Source organism: Roseibium aquae, from assembly GCF_008711285.1.
Lineage (GTDB): Bacteria > Pseudomonadota > Alphaproteobacteria > Rhizobiales > Stappiaceae > Roseibium > Roseibium aquae.
The window spans coordinates 611016-628203 of sequence record NZ_VXDC01000001.1; the positions used below are offsets into that span (position 1 = coordinate 611016).

General features: G+C 60.9%; 15 protein-coding genes. 6 read left to right on the forward strand and 9 right to left on the reverse strand.

All coding sequences use genetic code 11. The annotated features are described in order from the left end of the window. Positions 1-415: 415 nt before the first annotated feature. Together ilvC and F0184_RS02665 are read right to left on the reverse strand one after the other, a co-directional pair. On the reverse strand, positions 416-1435 hold the full coding sequence (gene ilvC / locus F0184_RS02660) for a ketol-acid reductoisomerase (protein ID WP_150494157.1): 1020 nt from the start codon (positions 1433-1435) through the stop codon (positions 416-418). A gap of 70 nt (positions 1436-1505) precedes the next feature. Beyond that, complete coding sequence (locus tag F0184_RS02665) at positions 1506-2159, reverse strand: TetR/AcrR family transcriptional regulator (RefSeq protein WP_150494159.1); 654 nt, start codon at positions 2157-2159, stop codon at positions 1506-1508. Between the two features lie 317 nt (positions 2160-2476). Between F0184_RS02665 and F0184_RS02670 the strand changes: the two genes are divergently transcribed. Then, positions 2477-3514: a GNAT family N-acetyltransferase gene (locus tag F0184_RS02670; protein ID WP_172971962.1), complete on the forward strand. Its 1038-nt coding sequence runs from the start codon at positions 2477-2479 to the stop codon at positions 3512-3514. A gap of 111 nt (positions 3515-3625) precedes the next feature. Continuing rightward, positions 3626-4537: a PhzF family phenazine biosynthesis protein gene (locus F0184_RS02675; protein WP_150494163.1), complete on the forward strand. Its 912-nt coding sequence runs from the start codon at positions 3626-3628 to the stop codon at positions 4535-4537. A gap of 34 nt (positions 4538-4571) precedes the next feature. On the opposite strand, the gene F0184_RS02680 is transcribed toward F0184_RS02675, so the two are convergent. Next, positions 4572-4757: a hypothetical protein gene (locus F0184_RS02680; protein ID WP_150494165.1), complete on the reverse strand. Its 186-nt coding sequence runs from the start codon at positions 4755-4757 to the stop codon at positions 4572-4574. A gap of 468 nt (positions 4758-5225) precedes the next feature. Between F0184_RS02680 and F0184_RS02685 the strand changes: the two genes are divergently transcribed. Both F0184_RS02685 and F0184_RS02690 read left to right on the forward strand, forming a co-directional pair. Continuing rightward, positions 5226-6776 (forward strand): 2-isopropylmalate synthase, encoded by a 1551-nt coding sequence (locus F0184_RS02685; protein ID WP_150494167.1) that lies wholly within the window; start codon positions 5226-5228, stop codon positions 6774-6776. A 174-nt stretch (positions 6777-6950) separates the two neighbouring features. Beyond that, a complete protein-coding gene (locus F0184_RS02690; RefSeq protein WP_150494170.1) occupies positions 6951-8162 on the forward strand; it encodes a hypothetical protein in 1212 nt (403 codons plus the stop codon). A gap of 272 nt (positions 8163-8434) precedes the next feature. Here F0184_RS02690 and F0184_RS02695 read toward each other — a convergent pair whose 3' ends face one another. Together F0184_RS02695 and miaA are read right to left on the reverse strand one after the other, a co-directional pair. Further along, positions 8435-8962 (reverse strand): GNAT family N-acetyltransferase, encoded by a 528-nt coding sequence (locus F0184_RS02695; RefSeq protein WP_208998283.1) that lies wholly within the window; start codon positions 8960-8962, stop codon positions 8435-8437. A 215-nt stretch (positions 8963-9177) separates the two neighbouring features. Continuing rightward, on the reverse strand, positions 9178-10152 hold the full coding sequence (gene miaA / locus F0184_RS02700; protein ID WP_150494174.1) for a tRNA (adenosine(37)-N6)-dimethylallyltransferase MiaA: 975 nt from the start codon (positions 10150-10152) through the stop codon (positions 9178-9180). On the opposite strand from miaA, the gene serB reads away from it, so the two are divergent. Beyond that, a complete protein-coding gene (serB, locus tag F0184_RS02705; protein ID WP_150494176.1) occupies positions 10151-11041 on the forward strand; it encodes a phosphoserine phosphatase SerB in 891 nt (296 codons plus the stop codon). The two genes, miaA and serB, sit on opposite strands and share 2 nt — an antisense overlap. A gap of 147 nt (positions 11042-11188) precedes the next feature. Here the strand turns inward: serB and F0184_RS02710 are convergent, their stop codons facing one another. Both F0184_RS02710 and F0184_RS02715 read right to left on the reverse strand, forming a co-directional pair. Then, a complete protein-coding gene (locus tag F0184_RS02710) occupies positions 11189-11938 on the reverse strand; it encodes a pyridoxine 5'-phosphate synthase (protein ID WP_150494178.1) in 750 nt (249 codons plus the stop codon). A 287-nt stretch (positions 11939-12225) separates the two neighbouring features. Beyond that, on the reverse strand, positions 12226-13284 hold the full coding sequence (locus tag F0184_RS02715; RefSeq protein ID WP_150494180.1) for a hypothetical protein: 1059 nt from the start codon (positions 13282-13284) through the stop codon (positions 12226-12228). A gap of 454 nt (positions 13285-13738) precedes the next feature. On the opposite strand from F0184_RS02715, the gene F0184_RS02720 reads away from it, so the two are divergent. Continuing rightward, positions 13739-15001, forward strand: coding sequence for a GGDEF domain-containing protein (locus tag F0184_RS02720; RefSeq protein WP_150494183.1), 1263 nt, complete (start codon positions 13739-13741; stop codon positions 14999-15001). 28 nt (positions 15002-15029) lie between these two features. Here the strand turns inward: F0184_RS02720 and serA are convergent, their stop codons facing one another. Then, positions 15030-16274 (reverse strand): phosphoglycerate dehydrogenase, encoded by a 1245-nt coding sequence (gene serA, locus F0184_RS02725; protein ID WP_150494185.1) that lies wholly within the window; start codon positions 16272-16274, stop codon positions 15030-15032. Positions 16275-16613: 339 nt separating this feature from the next. Further along, a complete protein-coding gene (gene ilvN / locus F0184_RS02730; protein ID WP_150494187.1) occupies positions 16614-17186 on the reverse strand; it encodes an acetolactate synthase small subunit in 573 nt (190 codons plus the stop codon). Positions 17187-17188: the final 2 nt, after the last annotated feature.

Below are 17188 nucleotides of genomic sequence, written 5' to 3' on the forward strand. Positions count from 1 at the left end.
TCTTTGTCGACGAGGGCGTTGGCCTTGATCCCCCCGCGTCCTGCCTTTGGCAGGGGCGGGAGTTTGGGCTCCTGGGCAAGGCCAACGCTGGAAGGCTTAGTTGCGCTCTTTGTCGACGAGGGCGTTGGCCTTGATCCCCCTGCGTCCTGCCTTTGGCAGGGGCGGGAGTTTGGGCTCCTGGGCAAGGCCAACGCTGGAAGGCTTAGTTGCGCTCTTTGTCGACGAGGGCGTTGGCCTTGATCCCCCCGCGTCCTGCCTTTGGCAGGGGCGGGAGTTTGATGTCCTGGACAAGGCCAACGCTGGAAGGCTTAGTTGCGCTCTTTGTCGACGAGGGCGTTGGCCTTGATCCCCCCGCGTCCTGCCTTTGGCAGGGGCGGGAGTTTGATGTCCTGGACAAGGCCAACGCTGCGAGGGCTTAGTTGCGCTCTTTGTCGACCAGGGCGTTGGCCTTGATCCAGGGCATCATGCCGCGTAGCTTCTGCCCGACCTCTTCGATCTGGTGCGCATCGTTCAGGCGGCGGGTCGCCTTGAACTTGGCTGCCCCGGCCTTGTACTCCTGCATCCACTCGGAGGTGAACTTGCCGGTCTGGATGTCGGTCAGAACCCGCTTCATCTCCGCCTTTGTCTCGTCGGTGACGATGCGCGGGCCGGTGACATACTCGCCCCATTCGGCGGTGTTGGAGATGGAGTAGTTCATGTTGGCGATGCCGCCTTCGTAGATCAGGTCGACGATCAGCTTCACTTCGTGCAGGCACTCGAAATAGGCCATTTCAGGCGCGTAGCCGGCTTCCACGAGGGTTTCGAAACCGGCGCGGATCAGCTCGACCAGACCGCCGCACAGAACTGCCTGTTCGCCGAACAGGTCGGTCTCGCACTCTTCCTTGAAGGTCGTCTCGATGATGCCGGAGCGGCCGCCGCCAACGCCGGAGGCGTAGGACAGCCCGAGGTCGAGCGCGTTGCCGGTCGCATCGTGATGAACGGCGACAAGGCAGGGCACGCCGCCGCCGCGCTCATACTCCGAGCGCACCGTGTGGCCCGGACCCTTCGGGGCGACCATCAGAACGTCGACGGTGTCCTTCGGCTCGATCAGGCCGAAATGAACGTTCAGGCCATGGGCGAAGGCGATCGCCGCACCGTCGCGGATGTTGCCGGCGATATGGTCCTTGTAGATGTCGGCCTGGAGTTCGTCCGGCGTCGCCATCATCATCAGGTCGGCCCAGGCCGCAGCCTCCGACACGCTCATGACTTTCAGCCCATCGGCTTCGACTTTCTTGGCGGTCGTGGAACCGGGGCGCAGCGCCACAACGATGTCGGCAACACCGCTGTCCTTCAGGTTCAGCGCATGGGCCCGGCCCTGGGAACCGTATCCGATGACGGCCACCTTCTTCGACTTGATGAGGTTCAAGTCCGCGTCGCGATCGTAATAAACACGCATGGGTCTTCCTTTCTCCCTGTTTTCGGTCCCGGCCTTCCGCCGGGATGGATCCTGGTTGTCAATGAGGCGGTTAGGCGCCGAAGAGGCTGTAGAACCGGGACACGGCCGTGCTTGCCTGTTTGCCCAGGTCCTTCTCGGCCGGCGTGGCGCGCTCGCCGAGCAGCAGGCGGACATGCACATCCCGCACCGCAAGGCCGTAAAGCACCTGATACGCGTCTTCGGCATCTTCGAATTTCAAGAATCCCTTGTGCCGGCCGGCCTCCAGAAGCGAGCGGGCCCGGGCGGAGATCATGTGCTTGCCGCGGACGAGGAGCAGCCGGCCCAAACGGTTGCTGTCCTTGTTGGATTGCCCGATGGACAGGCGGTTGAGGGCAAGGGATGTCTCCCCGAACAGAACCTCGAGCAACGCCGTGACAAAGGCCTGTACGTGGGATCGGTAGGTCTGGGCATCCGAGGTGGCTCCCGCTTCCGAGGGAAAATGCACCTTGCTGGCCTGATAGGCCACAACGGCGGCCAAGAGACCATCCCGGTCGCCGAACCACTTGTACAGGCTCTCCTTGGAGCAATTGGCCGTGCGCGCCAGCCCCGCCGTCGTCAGCGCCTTCTCCCCGCCGTCCACCAGCAAGGCCAGGGCATGCTCGAGAACAGCCTCCTGACGCGGTGTGAACTCGACAGGCTGAGCGGACGCGGTTTCGTCCAGAATGCTGGATGTTGCGAGGGACATGTTTGAACTGCCAAAAAATGTACCGTACCGTACGGTTCTATCTTGTTTTGGACGAACTCACGTCCCGGGTCAAGCGGAAACTTTGGCGATCTTATCGTGGTGGCCGACGGCGGGTCCGTGGTGCGGCGGCCGTCATGTTCAGGTCACGATGCCCGGCTAGCTCTCGTTTCATGATCTCGAATGAATGGATATTGGGCGTCCGGCTGCGGCGCGCTGCGGCGGTTGATGCTCCGGTCCTCGCGGCGTTGATGCATCGCGCAAAATCCGCTTGGGGAAATGCGAAGCATCAGGAGCGACCGATCGGCAAGCAGGATGGGATGACCGCGCGCCAGATCGGCGATCAGCATGTTCTCGTGGCCGAGCGCGACGGGGCGCCTGTCGGCTATCTGGCGGCCGAAAAGCAGGATGAGGACACGCTTCTCGTGGAGCATCTGTTTGTTTGCCCGGGGTCCTGGGGAAAAGGGGTCGGCCGGCTGTTGCTGACACGGGCTCAAGACCATGCCCGCGGTCTGGGACTCGGCCGGCTGCGCCTTCAAGGCGATGTACCGGCACAGGCGTTTTTCGAAAGCCAGGGGTTTGAACCGGTGGGTGCGAAGCCCAGCAAATTGTTGCCGGGACAATCGGTTCCGCGACTGGAAAAGACACTGGGGCAGGCCGTTTATGCCCTCAAACGCATCTCATTGGCGAAAACGGAAAGACCCTGGGCGTTCGAAGCCGCAAACGCTGCGGAAATCGATGCCTATTTTGCAGGTCTCCAGAAACAGAATCCGGCGCTCTGGAACGGCCGTACCCTGAAGCTGGTCGCCTTTTCGTTCGAGGATGGCGTGTTCACCGGAACGTGCGCGGAAACATCCTTTGCCGCGTTCCTGGCCTGGCGGGACTGGGGCGCGCCGGACTTGAGCAGCCGCAATCTGTTCGGGTCTGCCGTGATCCGGTCGCGTGATGGGGCCCTGCTATACGGCCGGATGTCCGCGAGCACCGCAAATCCGGGACTGATCTATCCGCCGGGTGGCGGACTGGATCTTGATGACGTGCGGCCCGACGGGTCGATCGATATCGAGAGGTCGCTCCTGCGCGAGTTGGCCGAAGAAACGGGGCTTGCCGCGGCGGAGGTGTCTCCCGGCGACGCCTACATTGTCTTTGACGGTCCGAGGATTGCCTGCGCCAGAGTGTTGAATGTCGATGCGGACGCGGTTCCGCTGCGCGAGCGGATCATGCGGTTTTCGATATCGACACATGAGCAGGAACTGAGCGAGGTGCGTATCATGCGGCATCCCCGTGACCTTCAAGATCGCGATGTGGTCCCGTTTGCGCGGGTTTTGGGGGAAGCTCTTTTGAAACAGCAAAACCTGTAAATCGGTTGTTGACCATGTTGCGGATTTGCAGGCTGGCGGCTACGCGACTTCCGTGCAACAGTCCGCCCGGTTTTGCCGGGCTGTCGGCAACGCAAAGAGGAGACCGCCTTAATGGGCCGCCGCTACGCCATTCTTGACGTTTTCACGAACAAGCCGCTGACCGGAAACCCCTTGGCGGTGGTGCTGGATTCGGAGGGGCTGGATGACGGGCAGATGCAAGCCATCGCAGGCGAGTTCAACCTCTCGGAGACGGTTTTCGTCCTGCCGCCGGAAAACCCCGGGCATTCGGCCAATGTGCGGATCTTCACCCCCAAGGTCGAGTTGCCGTTTGCCGGCCATCCCACGGTTGGAACCGCGATTTTGCTGGCGCACGAGCGATTCGGCGATGTCGATGGGGATCAGGATGCCGTCGTCGTCTTGAAACAGCAGATCGGTATCGTGCGCTGTGCCGTGGTGCTCAAGCCGCATGCAGCGGCCTTTGCCGAGTTCGATGTGCCCAGGTTGCCCGAACCGGCGGGGCCGACCCACAACAATGAACTGATCGCGGAGGCGCTCGGCCTCGATCCGGCCGATATCGGCTTCGAGAATCACGATCCGTCCCGCTTCAAGGTCGGATCGCCGTTCAATTTCGTGCCGGTCCGCAATCTCGATGCCCTGGCCCGCGCCAAGCCGGTGATGTCGCGGTGGAAGGCCGGTTTCGGCCATGACAGTCACAACGATGCCTATGTCTACTGCCGGGAAACACGGTCCCGGGAAAGCGCGTTCCAGGCCCGCATGTTCGCGCCCGACATGGGCATAGCGGAGGATCCGGCCACCGGATCGGCGGCCGCGGCCTTTGCCGGAGTGGTGCATTTCTACGACGGCTTGACCTCGGGCACGCATCACATCCGGATCGAACAGGGCTTCGTGATGGGGCGGCCATCCCTGATCGATCTGGAGGTCGATATCGAACACGGCAAGATGCACGCCGTGCGGATCGGCGGTCAGGCCAAGCTGGTCGCGCGCGGCGAGTTGTTCGTTTGACCCAGGTCCGCCGCCCACGCGGAGGATCCAGGCTTCAATTCGGGCTTTCGGCGCTGGTGCGGTTGAAACGATCGCCATGGCAGGCTGCGCAGGTCGCCGCGGCTGTTTGGGCAAGCTGGCCATCTCCCCGCCATGCCACGACCAGCCCGTGATGGGCCGCGGCGAGCAAACCGAAGGTGCCAATCACCCCGACAGCGACGGCCAAAACGCGTTTTCGCATTTCGTCTCTCCCTTGAGCGTGCTGGTGATTTCCCTCCGCCAGTGTGCCGCAACCAATCCTTGCGTGCAAATCCGAAGCGTTCGTGGACACGGGCCGGGAAGGCGCTCAAAAACACAGGATGCGCGGTTGCATAGCAGTGAAAGCTGATCTAAGAACAACAGTTAGTGACTGAGCACGCTCCCTGACGCAATGCCTTGCCCCGGGATGCATGGATAGGCCGAGATCTGACAGATGAGCGCAGAGCGCCGCACCTTCAGCCTTCTCAACGACGCGCTTCCCCCGCGCGGCGGCCTTCTTCTAATCGGCAAACTCCTCCTTAGATGCCCCTGAGCGTCGGCTGATCCGTTGCACTTTTGAAGGACGGGCACTCAGGGGAGAAAAGCGCACCATCATCTTGACAGAACAAGATCGCTCGATGCCTTGGGACCGAACACAGTCCGGCTCGCGATAAAGGGTAAGGAAAAAGCCATGACCACGGAAAAGGATCAGGTTCGCATCTTCGACACAACCTTGCGGGATGGGGAGCAGTCGCCCGGCGCGTCGATGACGCTGGAGGAGAAGCTGCAGATTGCCGAGATCCTCGATGAAATGGGTGTCGACATCATCGAGGCCGGGTTTCCGATCGCCTCCAACGGCGACTTCGAAGCCGTCAGCGAAATCGCCAAGCGCTCGAAGAACGCAACAATCGCTGGGCTTGCCCGCGCCATCCATGCGGATATCGACCGCTGCGGCGAAGCCGTGAAACATGCGGAAAAGGCCCGGATCCACACATTTGTCTCCACCTCGCCGATCCATCTGCAATATCAGATGAACAAGACGCAGGAGCAGGTGCTGGACATCATTACCGACACGGTCACCCGCGCGCGCAACCTCATCGACGATGTCGAATGGTCGGCCATGGATGCCACCCGCACGCCGATCGACTACTTGTGCAAGTGCGTGGAAGAGGCGATCCGCTGCGGGGCGACGACCATCAACCTGCCGGACACGGTCGGCTACGCCACTCCGGACGAATACAAGAGGATGTTCGAGGATATCATCGCCCGGGTTCCGAATTCCGACCAGGCGGTTTTCTCGGTTCACACGCACGACGATCTGGGCCTGGCGGTGGCCAATTCGCTCGCCGGTGTGGCCGGCGGGGCGCGTCAGGTGGAATGCACCATCAACGGCCTTGGCGAGCGCGCGGGAAATGCGGCGCTGGAAGAGATCGTCATGGCAATCCGCACGCGCGGCGACGTGCTGCCCTATGCCTGCAACATCGATCCGAAAATGCTGACGCGCGCGTCAAAACTGGTCTCGGGCGCCTCGGGTTTCGCGGTCCAGTACAACAAGGCGATCGTGGGCAAGAACGCGTTCGCGCATGAGAGCGGCATTCACCAGGACGGGATGCTGAAGAACGCGGAAACCTATGAGATCATGCGTCCGGAGGATGTCGGGGTGCGCGCGACCTCGCTGGTCATGGGCAAGCATTCCGGCCGTCATGCCTTCAAGGACAAGCTGAAGGAATTGGGCTACGAGCTGGGCGACAACGCGCTGCAGGATGCCTTCCGCCGCTTCAAGGATCTCGCCGACCGCAAGAAGCATGTCTACGACGAGGATATCGAAGCCCTGGTGGAGGACGAAATCGCGACCGCCAAGGAAGGCATCAAGGTCATCGCGCTGACCGTCATCGCCGGGACGGGCGGTCCTCAAAAGGCGATCCTGACCATGGATGTGAACGGCCAGCACGTGACCAAGGAAGCCACAGGCGACGGTCCCGTGGATGCCACGTTCAATGCCATCAAGTCGATCGTGCCTCATGAAGCCAAGCTGTCCCTTTATCAGGTCCACGCCGTGACCGAAGGCACGGATGCGCAGGCCGAGGTTTCGGTCCGGCTGGAGGCCGGAGGCCGCATCTCCACGGGCAAGGGCGCGGACACCGATACGCTGGTCGCCTCCGCCCGCGCCTATGTGGCCGCCATGAACCGGCTCGCCCTGCGCCAGCAAGGCACCAACCCCGGTGCGCTGCAGGCGGTCTGAATATTGCGGAAATGCAAATCGACCGGGTGGCAGCATCCGCCGCCCGGTCGGCTTCATTGCGGCGTGGCAAAGCGGATCGACGCCGCTTATGCCTGAAGCGATCGGTAAGACCGCGGGGCCACCGGAACGGTTTGGCTCGCTTGAACCGGCGACATTCGAAGGATCACTGGCACGTTGAAGCGGCTCGTCTTCTACTGTCCGGGCTACGATCTGCGGCCCCTGCGCTCCAGCTTGCCGTTGATTGAGCGGGAGTTCGAAGCTTTTCTTGAAATCCGGAAACTCGCCGGCAGGCTGGAGGCTCCGGTCGATGGCCTTGATCCGGGCCGTTCCACCGCGACCTGGGAGGGCCGCGTAAGCTGGCCGGGAGCGAAGGTTCACACCCGGTTTGTGCAGCTTGGATGGCGCGATGTTATCAAGCCGGATTTCGAGCGGTCGTGGCCACGGATGGCGGCGGATGCGATCAGCTCCTTCTGGCATTATGCCAAGGCTGGAGGATACCGGGCCGCGGTGAAAAGCAATTGGGCGCATGGGCTCTTTTGTCTATACCCGGAAATTGGCTTTGCATTGTGTCTTGCGCTCGGCATCGTCCCGCCATTGCTCCTAGCTGCGTTCCTTTTTGATCTTGATGGAGATGCGGGGCCTCAAGTGTCTTCGCAACTTCTGGCTCTTGCAGTGATCATCGGGGTGAGCACGCTTTGGATCGCCGGGCTCCACCGGTTCTTTTCCTGGTTGGAACCGCGGATTTATCTGCGCTACCTCATCAACAGCTGGCATTTCATGGCGCGTCTTGCCCGAAATGAACACGCCCAAATGCTTGACCGGATTGAAGAGTTCGCGGAACTGATCGTTGCGATGGAGGAAGAAGCGGGGCAGGACGAGGAACTCGTGTTCGTGTCCCATAGCTGCGGAACCTTTGTCGCCATTTATGTTCTGGCGGGTGTTCTGCGCCGGCGGCCAGAGATTGGGCAGCGGCCCGGAGGCTTTGCCTTTGTAACACTCGGCCCGGCGTTTGAGTGTCTCGGTGGCTTTGGTTCGAAGGGAAGCTTCAGCGAAGCCATGTCGAAAGTTGCCTTGTCGGATGTCGACTGGACCGATGTCTATGCCCCGCACGACCTCGTTTGCGGTGGCCGAACGGCACCGGTGGCACGATATGCAACGGCGATCACAGAGGCAGACATGCGGCGGGAGCCGAGAAGGTTCAGCGTTCGAGTACCTGATCGAATGACAAAGGAGTTGTTCCGGCATTTGCGCTATCGGTTTTTCGAGCTTCATTTCTGCTACTTTTTGTCTTCGATCCGCCCAGGCCTGTTTGATTTCTATCGGCTGACGCTCGGACCGAAACGGGCAAGCGCGCAACTTGAGGCTTGGTCGAGAGGAGAGGACTAGCCTCCGGGCTCACAGCCAGTGTCGGATGATCGCGGTGCGGCAGCTTGGTCGTCAGGCGCCTGGCTCCCTTGCGGGGGTTTGACCATGTCGCCGGCCCGGGTGTCGTGGCCTTCTCTGCAACGAACCCGAAAACAGGCCGTGAGTTCGTCAAGGGTGCCTTGACCTTGAATGGGCATCGATCCGGTTAGCTGGCCCCAACCGGCGGCGTTGCGTCCGATTAGGAGCGGCGCCTCTTCTGCCCCGTCACATCGACTGAAACGGCGCGCGCTGCGTTACGCCGTCAGCACATAGCTCTGCATCGAGGGACTGAGGATCTGAAACACATCGCAAGGCATCCCGCCAATCTGGCGGCTTTCGCGGAAATAGAAGCCTGCATCGAGCATAACCTCGCGCACCATCCGGTTGTCGGTCCGCACCACCGAGACAAGATGCGAGAAGTAGGTGTTCTCGAAGAACCAGTCCACAAGATCCTGGCAAAGCTGGCCGGGCAGATTTGGAAACACCTCAAAGGTTTCGAGTGCGAGGCAGTAGTCGAGTTCGATCTCGGAAGTCTCTTCAAGGGCGGTGAACCCGGCCCAGCCGAAGAACCGGCCGTCCGGTCCGAGGACCTTCCATCTGGAAAATCCGTGCCGTTGCTGATCGGCGATCGCCTGGTCGATAAAACCCGAAGCAGCCGCAGCCGACCACGTGTTGTTGTCGGACGATATGAAACGCGCGGCGCGCGGATCAGACCAAAGCTGCTGGACCTGTCCTAAATCATCGGCTTCGAAAGGTACGAGCCGCACTGGTCCACTGGTCAAGACTGTCTCTTGCACCTCGGCCTCCCATGTTCTGGCGTTACCTTACCCATCTACGGGGAGGCCGCATGATCGCGGCCCAAATCTTTTGCAGATATCCCCATCCAGGGCTCAAGGCCTGAGAACAGATCTTCCTGTCCGAAGCCGTTGCGCCCTTATACTTTCAGTATACACGAAATTGCGGGAAACAATTGTGAAATTATTTGCGCGTTGCAGCGTCATTCGTTTTGCGATGCAGTGTAAATGCAGAGGTTGAGGACGGGATCCTCGGTGGTCCATGTCTCAGGGTGCATCCGGTGCCACTGCGGCATCTGGTTGCGAAACCAGGTGTCCTGCCGCTTGGCATATTGGCGGGTGGCGACGGTGATGCGCTCATGCGTCTCTTCCTCGCTCGCCCGGCCTTCGATCATGTCCCTGATTTCCTTCACCCCAATGGCCCGCATGGCCGGCAGGGCCGGGTCCAGCTTTCTGGCCAGAAGCCGGTCCACTTCCCGGCATCCTTCCGGTCCGGTCATCAGCTCTGCCCGGGCCGCGATCCGGGCGTGCAGCCAGGGGCGCGAGGGCGCGAGAACGAGCGGAACGCACCGCGCCAATGGCAGGAGCGGACGGGGTGTGGCCGTCGTCTGCCAGTCGGAGATCGGGCGCCCTGTCGACAGGACAACCTCCAAGGCGCGGGTCAGGCGCTGAAGATCGGCGAGCGTGTCCGCGCCGGACGGATCATGTTTTGCCAGCGCAGTGCGGACCGCGTCCGGTCCACCGTCCGCGGCCAGCTTCCGGCAGTCCGCCCGAATCGCCGGATCGATCTCCGGCATTTCGGCGAAACCTTCGGTGAGCGCTTTAAAGTAAAGGCCGGTCCCGCCGACCAGAATCGGCCGCCGGCCCTCCTGTTGGACGGCCTCCATGATGCGTTCGGCATCGCGCAACCATGCGCCGGTCGAATAGCTTTGGTCAGCCGGAACCGTTCCGTAAAGCCGATGCGGGGCCCGGGCCATATCCGCGGGGGTGGGCCGGGCCGTGACCACGCAAAGGTCGCTGTAGACCTGCATGCTGTCGGCGTTGATCACGGTGCCGTGCAACAGTTCCGCCAGAGACACGGCCAATGCCGACTTGCCGCTCGCAGTCGGTCCGGCTATCAGGATGGGATCGAGGGCCGAAAGTGTTTGGTCGGTCAGGTGTCCCAGGGTTGCTTGCATGTCCTTAATCGCCACTTTGGTCTGCCGTCCGGCGGATCGTGCCGTTGATGCCGCGCTTCTTGCCCGCGCCGCAAGTGCCTTGGGTGAGGCGGGAGAGCCGGATATTCTCAGCCCCGGCGTTGCCGCGGATCTGCCATTCGCCGCCTCGGATGCCGCGGCCGCCGATCGACAGGTGAGGGCCGCATTGTCGGGTGCTCCGGTCGACGTCTTTGTGCAGTCCGCGCGGGGGCGGCGCAAGCGGTTGCTGATCGCGGACATGGATTCCACCATGATTCGACAGGAATGCATCGACGAATTGGCAGCGGAACTCGGCCTGAAAGAGCAGATTTCGGGGATCACCGAACGGGCCATGCGCGGCGAGATCGCATTCGAGCCTGCCCTTCGGGAGCGGGTGGCCTTGTTGAAAGGTCTGGCCGTGTCGAAGATCGAGACGGTTCTCAACAGCCGAATCCAACTGATGCCGGGCGGGCGCACGCTGGTGCAGACCATGAAGGCCAATGGCGCTTACTGCGCGCTGGTGTCCGGTGGGTTCACCCGGTTCACTGGCCCGGTCGCCAGCATGATCGGCTTTGACGAGAATCAGGCGAATGTCCTGCTCGAAGAACAAGGTGTCTTGACCGGTGCGGTTACCGAGCCGATTCTTGGACGCGAGGCAAAGCGCACCCGCCTGAAAGCGCTTGTCGCGGAACGGCAATTGGACATGTCCGAGACCCTTGCGGTCGGGGACGGTGCGAACGATCTGGCGATGCTGGAAACCGCTGGGCTTGGCGTCGCCTACCGGGCAAAACCCGCGGTCGCCGAAGCGGCCGATGCGCGCGTCGATCACGGCGACCTCACCGCGCTTCTGTTTCTGCAAGGATACCGCGAATCCGAATTCGTGTTGGGTTAGAGGATCTCCTGACGGGATTGAATCGCTTCGCGATCAATCGCGCCGGGGAAGAGGCTCCAGCACTGTGAAATTGCGCTGGAGCAGGCAGTCTCGGCTTGCATTGCGCCCGCTGCCGTCCCGGTTGGCACCCTTGGTCGGTTCTGCCGCTCAAACCTCGCCCATCGCCTTGCGGAACCGGGTGACGCTTTCAGCGAACCCGTGGATCAGGGCATCGGCGGTAAACCCGTGGCCGATCGACATTTCCCGGATGAAGGGCGCGCGGGCGATCAGCGCGGGGATGTTGCCGACGGTCAGATCGTGACCGGCATTCACCCCCAGACCGGCCGCCCGGGCGGCTTCGGCGGTCGCAACGATCTTGTCGAGTTCCTTTGCCGCGCGGCCGGGATCGTCGTGGCAGGCGCCATACGGGCCGGTGTAGATTTCAATCCGCTCCGCCCCGAGGCGGGCTGCCTCAGCCGGGGCGGTGGGGTCCGGATCGCAGAAAAGGGACACGGTGACTGCCCAGTCCTTGGCCTTGGCAATCGCCGCTTCGAGGTCTGAGATGTCGCGGTCGAACCGCCAGCCGTGGTCGGATGTTGTCTGGTCCGGATCGTCGGGAACAAACAGGACCTGATCCGGCCGCGCGGCTTCCACCAAATCCAGAAAATCGGGCGACGGGTAGCCCTCGAGGCACAATTCCTTGTTCGGGAACCGGTCCTCGATCAGCTCGGCCAGGTCGTGCACATCTGTCTTGCGGATGTGGCGCTCGTCGGGACGCGGGTGCACGGTGATGCCCTTGGCCCCGGCCTCCATGGCGATGGCGGCAAGCCCGGTGACGCTTGGCCAGGGCAGGTTCCGGCGGTTGCGAAGCATGGCAACGGCATTGACGTTCACTGACAGGCGCGAGACTGAAGACATCGGGTTTCGATCCGGGATAGACGCTGAGAAGGGCAAGGCGGCCGTTGGACGGCGCCACGGCACAAAGTGGTCGAAATCGCGTTGATGTCAAACGTGAATTCGTCTGGAGGCGGCGATTTGCGCCGATCCCGAAAGGTGGGGGCGAGGGCAACGGCCCGGCAACCCGGCGCATGCTGCCGGGTCTGGCCCGGGTGCGCTTTCCTTCCAACTCCGGCAGGCCAGCGCGGTATCATGCCCGCGTGGCCAGGATCCTGTTCTGGCGCAATTCCGGCCTTTTGGCCCGCCGACTATATCTGACTGGTCGACGCGATCTTCGATTCCCAGAAAGCTATCAAGGACTTCACATTTCCCATGCTGGCCGTAACCACGCCGGAGTCCGCCTCAGTCGCGGTATTGCGCACGCTCACCGCATCGGAGCGTGCGCGGGTGGCAACCGTTTCGGTTTCAACGGCGGCGGCTTTCGTTTTTGACAGCCACGCCTTGATTTCCTTGCCCGTGGTCGTGCATTCGAACGCTGTGACACCGACATCGAACAGCTTGATGTCGATGTCGAGCGCAGTGTAGATGTTCAAAGACGCGCTGGCTGTGTAGGTGAAGCCGACGCCAAAGTAAAAACCAACATTTGTGCCGCGGAAGATGGTGAGATTGTCGCCCCAGATATCTTCGAAATTGTCCGCTCTCATGATTGTGGAGTTGGTTTCGGTGATATCGGCCGTGCTGGTCCCGTTTACTTTGAGATAGAGGGATTTACCCTCGATAAAGACATCGGACTTGCCTTCGTCGGATATAATTTCGATGCCCTTGCTTCCCGATGAGTTCTCAGAGGCTGGTTGATACGTGTCGTTCGTGTCGACACCCGAGCGCAGGCTGATCTTCTTGCCGGATTTGACCGTGAATTTGTCGCCGGTCCGGTTGTCTATGGGCCCGTCATTGGCGACCAGCTTTATATTGTCGTTCGAATGCAAGTGGATTTGATCGGTCGCGTGGATGTAGATCCGCTCCGCTGACCGCACAAGGATCCGTCCATCGCAGGCAAGAGTGATCCCGCGGCTCTCAGCGCCATTCGGGCCGCTGGATTTTTGAAGTATGCCAGCCTGTGTCTCATCCGCGATGTGCTGTGCCGGGTAAAAGCCGGACATGTTTTCCTGGCTGGCCGATGCGTTTTCCTCGATCTCCGAATAGGCCCCAAGCCGGAACAACACACCCGGAGGAGAATGCGGGTCAGGGGGCGTGTTTTCCTCGGAATGCGCAGGAATATAGAAATAGATGTACCGATTTGTGTGCGCCGGAGCGTTGGCTGGCACCACGTCGTTCTGAACGTCTGAGCCGCTGTCGGTGTTCGTCACAGTCCTCTCCTTTTCCACATCGATGCCTGCATACCGGAGCGGTCAACCCCTCCAATCCGCTGAGGGTACAGGAAAAGGGGCTGGATTGTCGCTTGGGAAGACCGCTTCTTGTTGGAAAAGACCTAAGTTTTCCTATCGCGTTCAATATCTTGGATTGTAGCTGGCAAAACTTCATCCAGATCGTGTGCGCTGCTTCCGAAAGACGAAAGACGAAAGACGAAAGACGAAAGGCGGGCGGCCGGGTACCGCGAGCGCATGAGGACCTGTTCGCCATGGATACGGATCCTGAAGGCGGCCGCGAACCGGTTTTCGCGTTGAGTGCGCGGTTGCGCCGGGCCATCCTTGCAAGCGACTGGATAGGCGCTTTGCCGCCGGATTGGCCGGAAGTGTACTCGCCAACTGGGATTATCCGGTCTAGTGTGCTGTTATCAAACCTGTCTCACCGGCAAATTGCATGGCAGAACTCACGAATACCGCGCTCCTGCTGGGGCAAGCGGTTCTTTATTTCACAGTTATGATGATGCTTCTCCATGCCCGCAGGTCCATCGGGATCGGCGTGTTCATGTGCGCGCTGGGGACGATGCACTTCCTGGAGACCTATCTCGCCTCCGTCTTTTATGTCGCGATGCCCTTCGGGGCCGTTTCTCCGGGCTCGGCCGTGCTGTTCGCTGGCAAACTCATGATGCTCCTCCTGCTGTATATCCGCGAGGACGCGGTGGTCGCCCGGCAGCCGATTTACGGCCTGTTGTTCGGAAATTTCTTGATCGTAGGGCTTGTATTGCTCCTGCAGCATCAGGATACCATCGCAATGGGGCCGAGCCGTCTTCCGGACATCGGTTTTGTCAACGAGATCGGCTGGCTGATGGTCTGGGGCACGGTGCTGCTCTATATCGACGCAATCGCGATCATTGTTCTGTACGAACGTCTTGGCCCCATGTTTGGCGGGCATCTCGGCTGGCGCTTTTTGGTCTGCGGCGCGGCGGTTCTGACATTCGACCAGGCCGGTTTCTATCTGGTCCTCCATCTCATGACCGGTGCGCCGTTGAGCGTGTTCATGGCCGGATGGATCGCCAAAATGTGCGCGGTCCTGATCTACACCGCTTTGTTCGTGCTCTACCTGAAGTTCTTCGATGATGAAAAGAAGTGGCTTGGAAACCGGTCCTTCAAGGACGCGTTTCAGATGCTCACCTACCGGGAGCGCTATGAGCAACTGCTGGAAGATGCCAACCGGGATGCTCTGACCGGTGCATTTCACCGCCGCCACTATGAACAGCATGCCGGAAGCTTCTTGAAGGCGAGTCTTGATGGTGGTCGGCCATTGACGATGGTTGTCATCGATATCGACTACTTCAAGGGGGTGAACGACCGGCACGGCCACCATATTGGTGACGATGTCCTCCGGCAGATCGCTAATCTGCTCAGCGCAAACCTGCGTTCCGGCGATTTCTTGTACCGGTTCGGCGGCGAGGAATTTGTCCTCCTGTGCGATCAGCTTCCAGCCGAGGCGGCCGTGTCAATGGCGGAACGCATGCGCCGGCACATTGAAAACTTCAGTGAGGCGGAACTGCCGGAACGGGTCACCGTGAGCGTGGGCGTTGCCACCGCTCCGGAAGACGGAGCCACAATCGAAGCCTTGTTCCAGACCGCCGACAAACGCCTTTACGAAGCCAAAAGGCTCGGACGGAACCGCGTTTGCGGTCCCGTCTTCCAAGACTAGGCGCTCAGTGACGGCCAGCTTGTGCTCTCTAGACCCTGTTCAACAACCGGGCGCGGATTGTGTTGGGCAACTCGCGGATCTCTTCCAAAATCTTGACGGGGTCTTCCACCCGGCTGTCAATGTCCACGACCACGTAGCCGATCTCCTGATGGGATTGGAGATACTGGGCGCAGATGTTCAGATCGTGCCGGGTGAACAGGTCGTTCAAGGTCCGCATTGCACCGGGCGCGTTGTGATGCACCTGGATGAAACGGGTGGCATCCGTGCCCTTGGGCAGTTGGACCTGCGGGAAGGCGACCGCGCCAACGGTCGATCCGACGTCTGAATACTCGACCAGACGCTTTGAGACTTCTTCGCCGATACGCGCCTGGGCCTCTTCTGTCGACCCGCCCACATGCGGCGTGAGAATGACGTTGTCGAGACCACGCAAGGGGCTGACGAACTCATCCTTGTTGGATTTCGGCTCGACCGGGAAGACGTCGATCGCTGCACCGCCCAGGTGGCCCGCTTTCAAGGCCTCGGCGAGAGCGTCGATATCGACCACCTTGCCGCGGGCGTTGTTGATCAGGAAAGCGCCCTTTTTCATTTTGGCGATCTGGTCCCGGCCAAACATGTTCCGGGTTTCCGGCGTGTCGGGGACATGCAGCGAAACCACATCCGAGCTTTCGAGCAGAGCGTCCAGACTCTCGGCGGGCATCACATTGCCATGCTGCAGCTTGTCGATCGTATCGAAGTAGATGACGCGCAGGCCCATCGCCTCAGCGAGGTTTGACAACTGCGTTCCGATATTGCCGTAACCCACGATGCCAAGCGTTTTTCCCCTGACTTCGTGGGAACCGGTGGCCGTCTTCATCCACTTGCCCTGATGGGCGGCGGAAGACTTCGAAAACACGCCGCGGAAGAGCATGACAATCTCCGCGATCGTCAATTCGGCCACAGAGCGCGTGTTGGAAAAAGGCGCATTGAAGACCGGAATGCCGCGGATCAGCGTGGATTCCAGATTGACCTGGTTTGTGCCCACCGAAAAGCAGCCGACGGCGACCAATGTATTGGTCGCGGCAAGCACCTCTTCCGTGACCTGCGTGCGCGAGCGGATGCCGAGCATCTGCACGTCCTGCAGTTTCTCGATCAAGGCATCCTGCTCCAGGGCGTGGGGCAGAACCTCGACATTCGTGTAGCCGGCCTTTTCAAGAACGGTTTGCGCCGTGGGGGAAATCCCTTCAAGCAGGAGCCAGCGGATCTGGTTTTTCGGCCGGGACAGACCATGCATCATGGGAAAGCACTCTTTCGTTTGGCGGCATCGGATGGACGGCAGGGTACGGATGGAAACCGGAAGCGGCCACAGAGAACGGAGCCATCCCTGCCGCAATGCAACACGCTTCGTCGTATAGGGACTAAAGCGTGTCGCGTCTAGAGCATCACCTGAACTGACTGTATAGCCGCACGTTCAATCTGATCCGGACAACATGCTCTAACACATTAAAAATACGAGCAATTTGTCCCGGTCAGATTGTAGCGCGCGGCTCCAACCCGACCGGGAATTACTCTGGGCTGAAGTGCATCGCAAACCGCTTTACATTCGCCCGTCAAACGGGCGGTGCCCCGGCGATCCTTACAGACCTTCGGGTCCGCGCTGGACGGCAGCGACGCCGGTGCGGGACACTTCGACAAGGCCAAGTGGCTTCATGATGGAAATGAACTGCTCCACCTTGTTGGTCCGGCCCGTGATTTCGAAGACGAAATGGTCGGTCGTCGCATCGATCACGGTGGCCCGGAAGGCATCGCCCAGACGCAGGGCCTCCAGCCGCTTCTCGCCCGTTCCGGCGACCTTCACCAGGGCCAGTTCGCGCTCCAGCGGCTTGTCCTGACTGGCCTGCCGGGCCTGAACGGTCAGGTCCGTCACGCGGTGAACCGGAACCAGCCGGTCCAATTGATGGCGGATCTGTTCAATCACCATCGGCGTTCCCGTGGTGACAATCGTGATCCGGGACAGGTGCTTTTCGTGCTCTGTTTCGGAAACGGTCAGGCTGTCGATGTTGTAGCCGCGTCCGGAAAACAGTCCGATGACCCGGGCAAGAACGCCCGGCTCGTTGTCGACGATCACGGAAAGCGTGTGGGTTTCCCGCTCATCTCCCACTTCGGCGAGAAAGTAGGCGGATGGCGCGGAGAGGTTCTGTGCGTTCATTG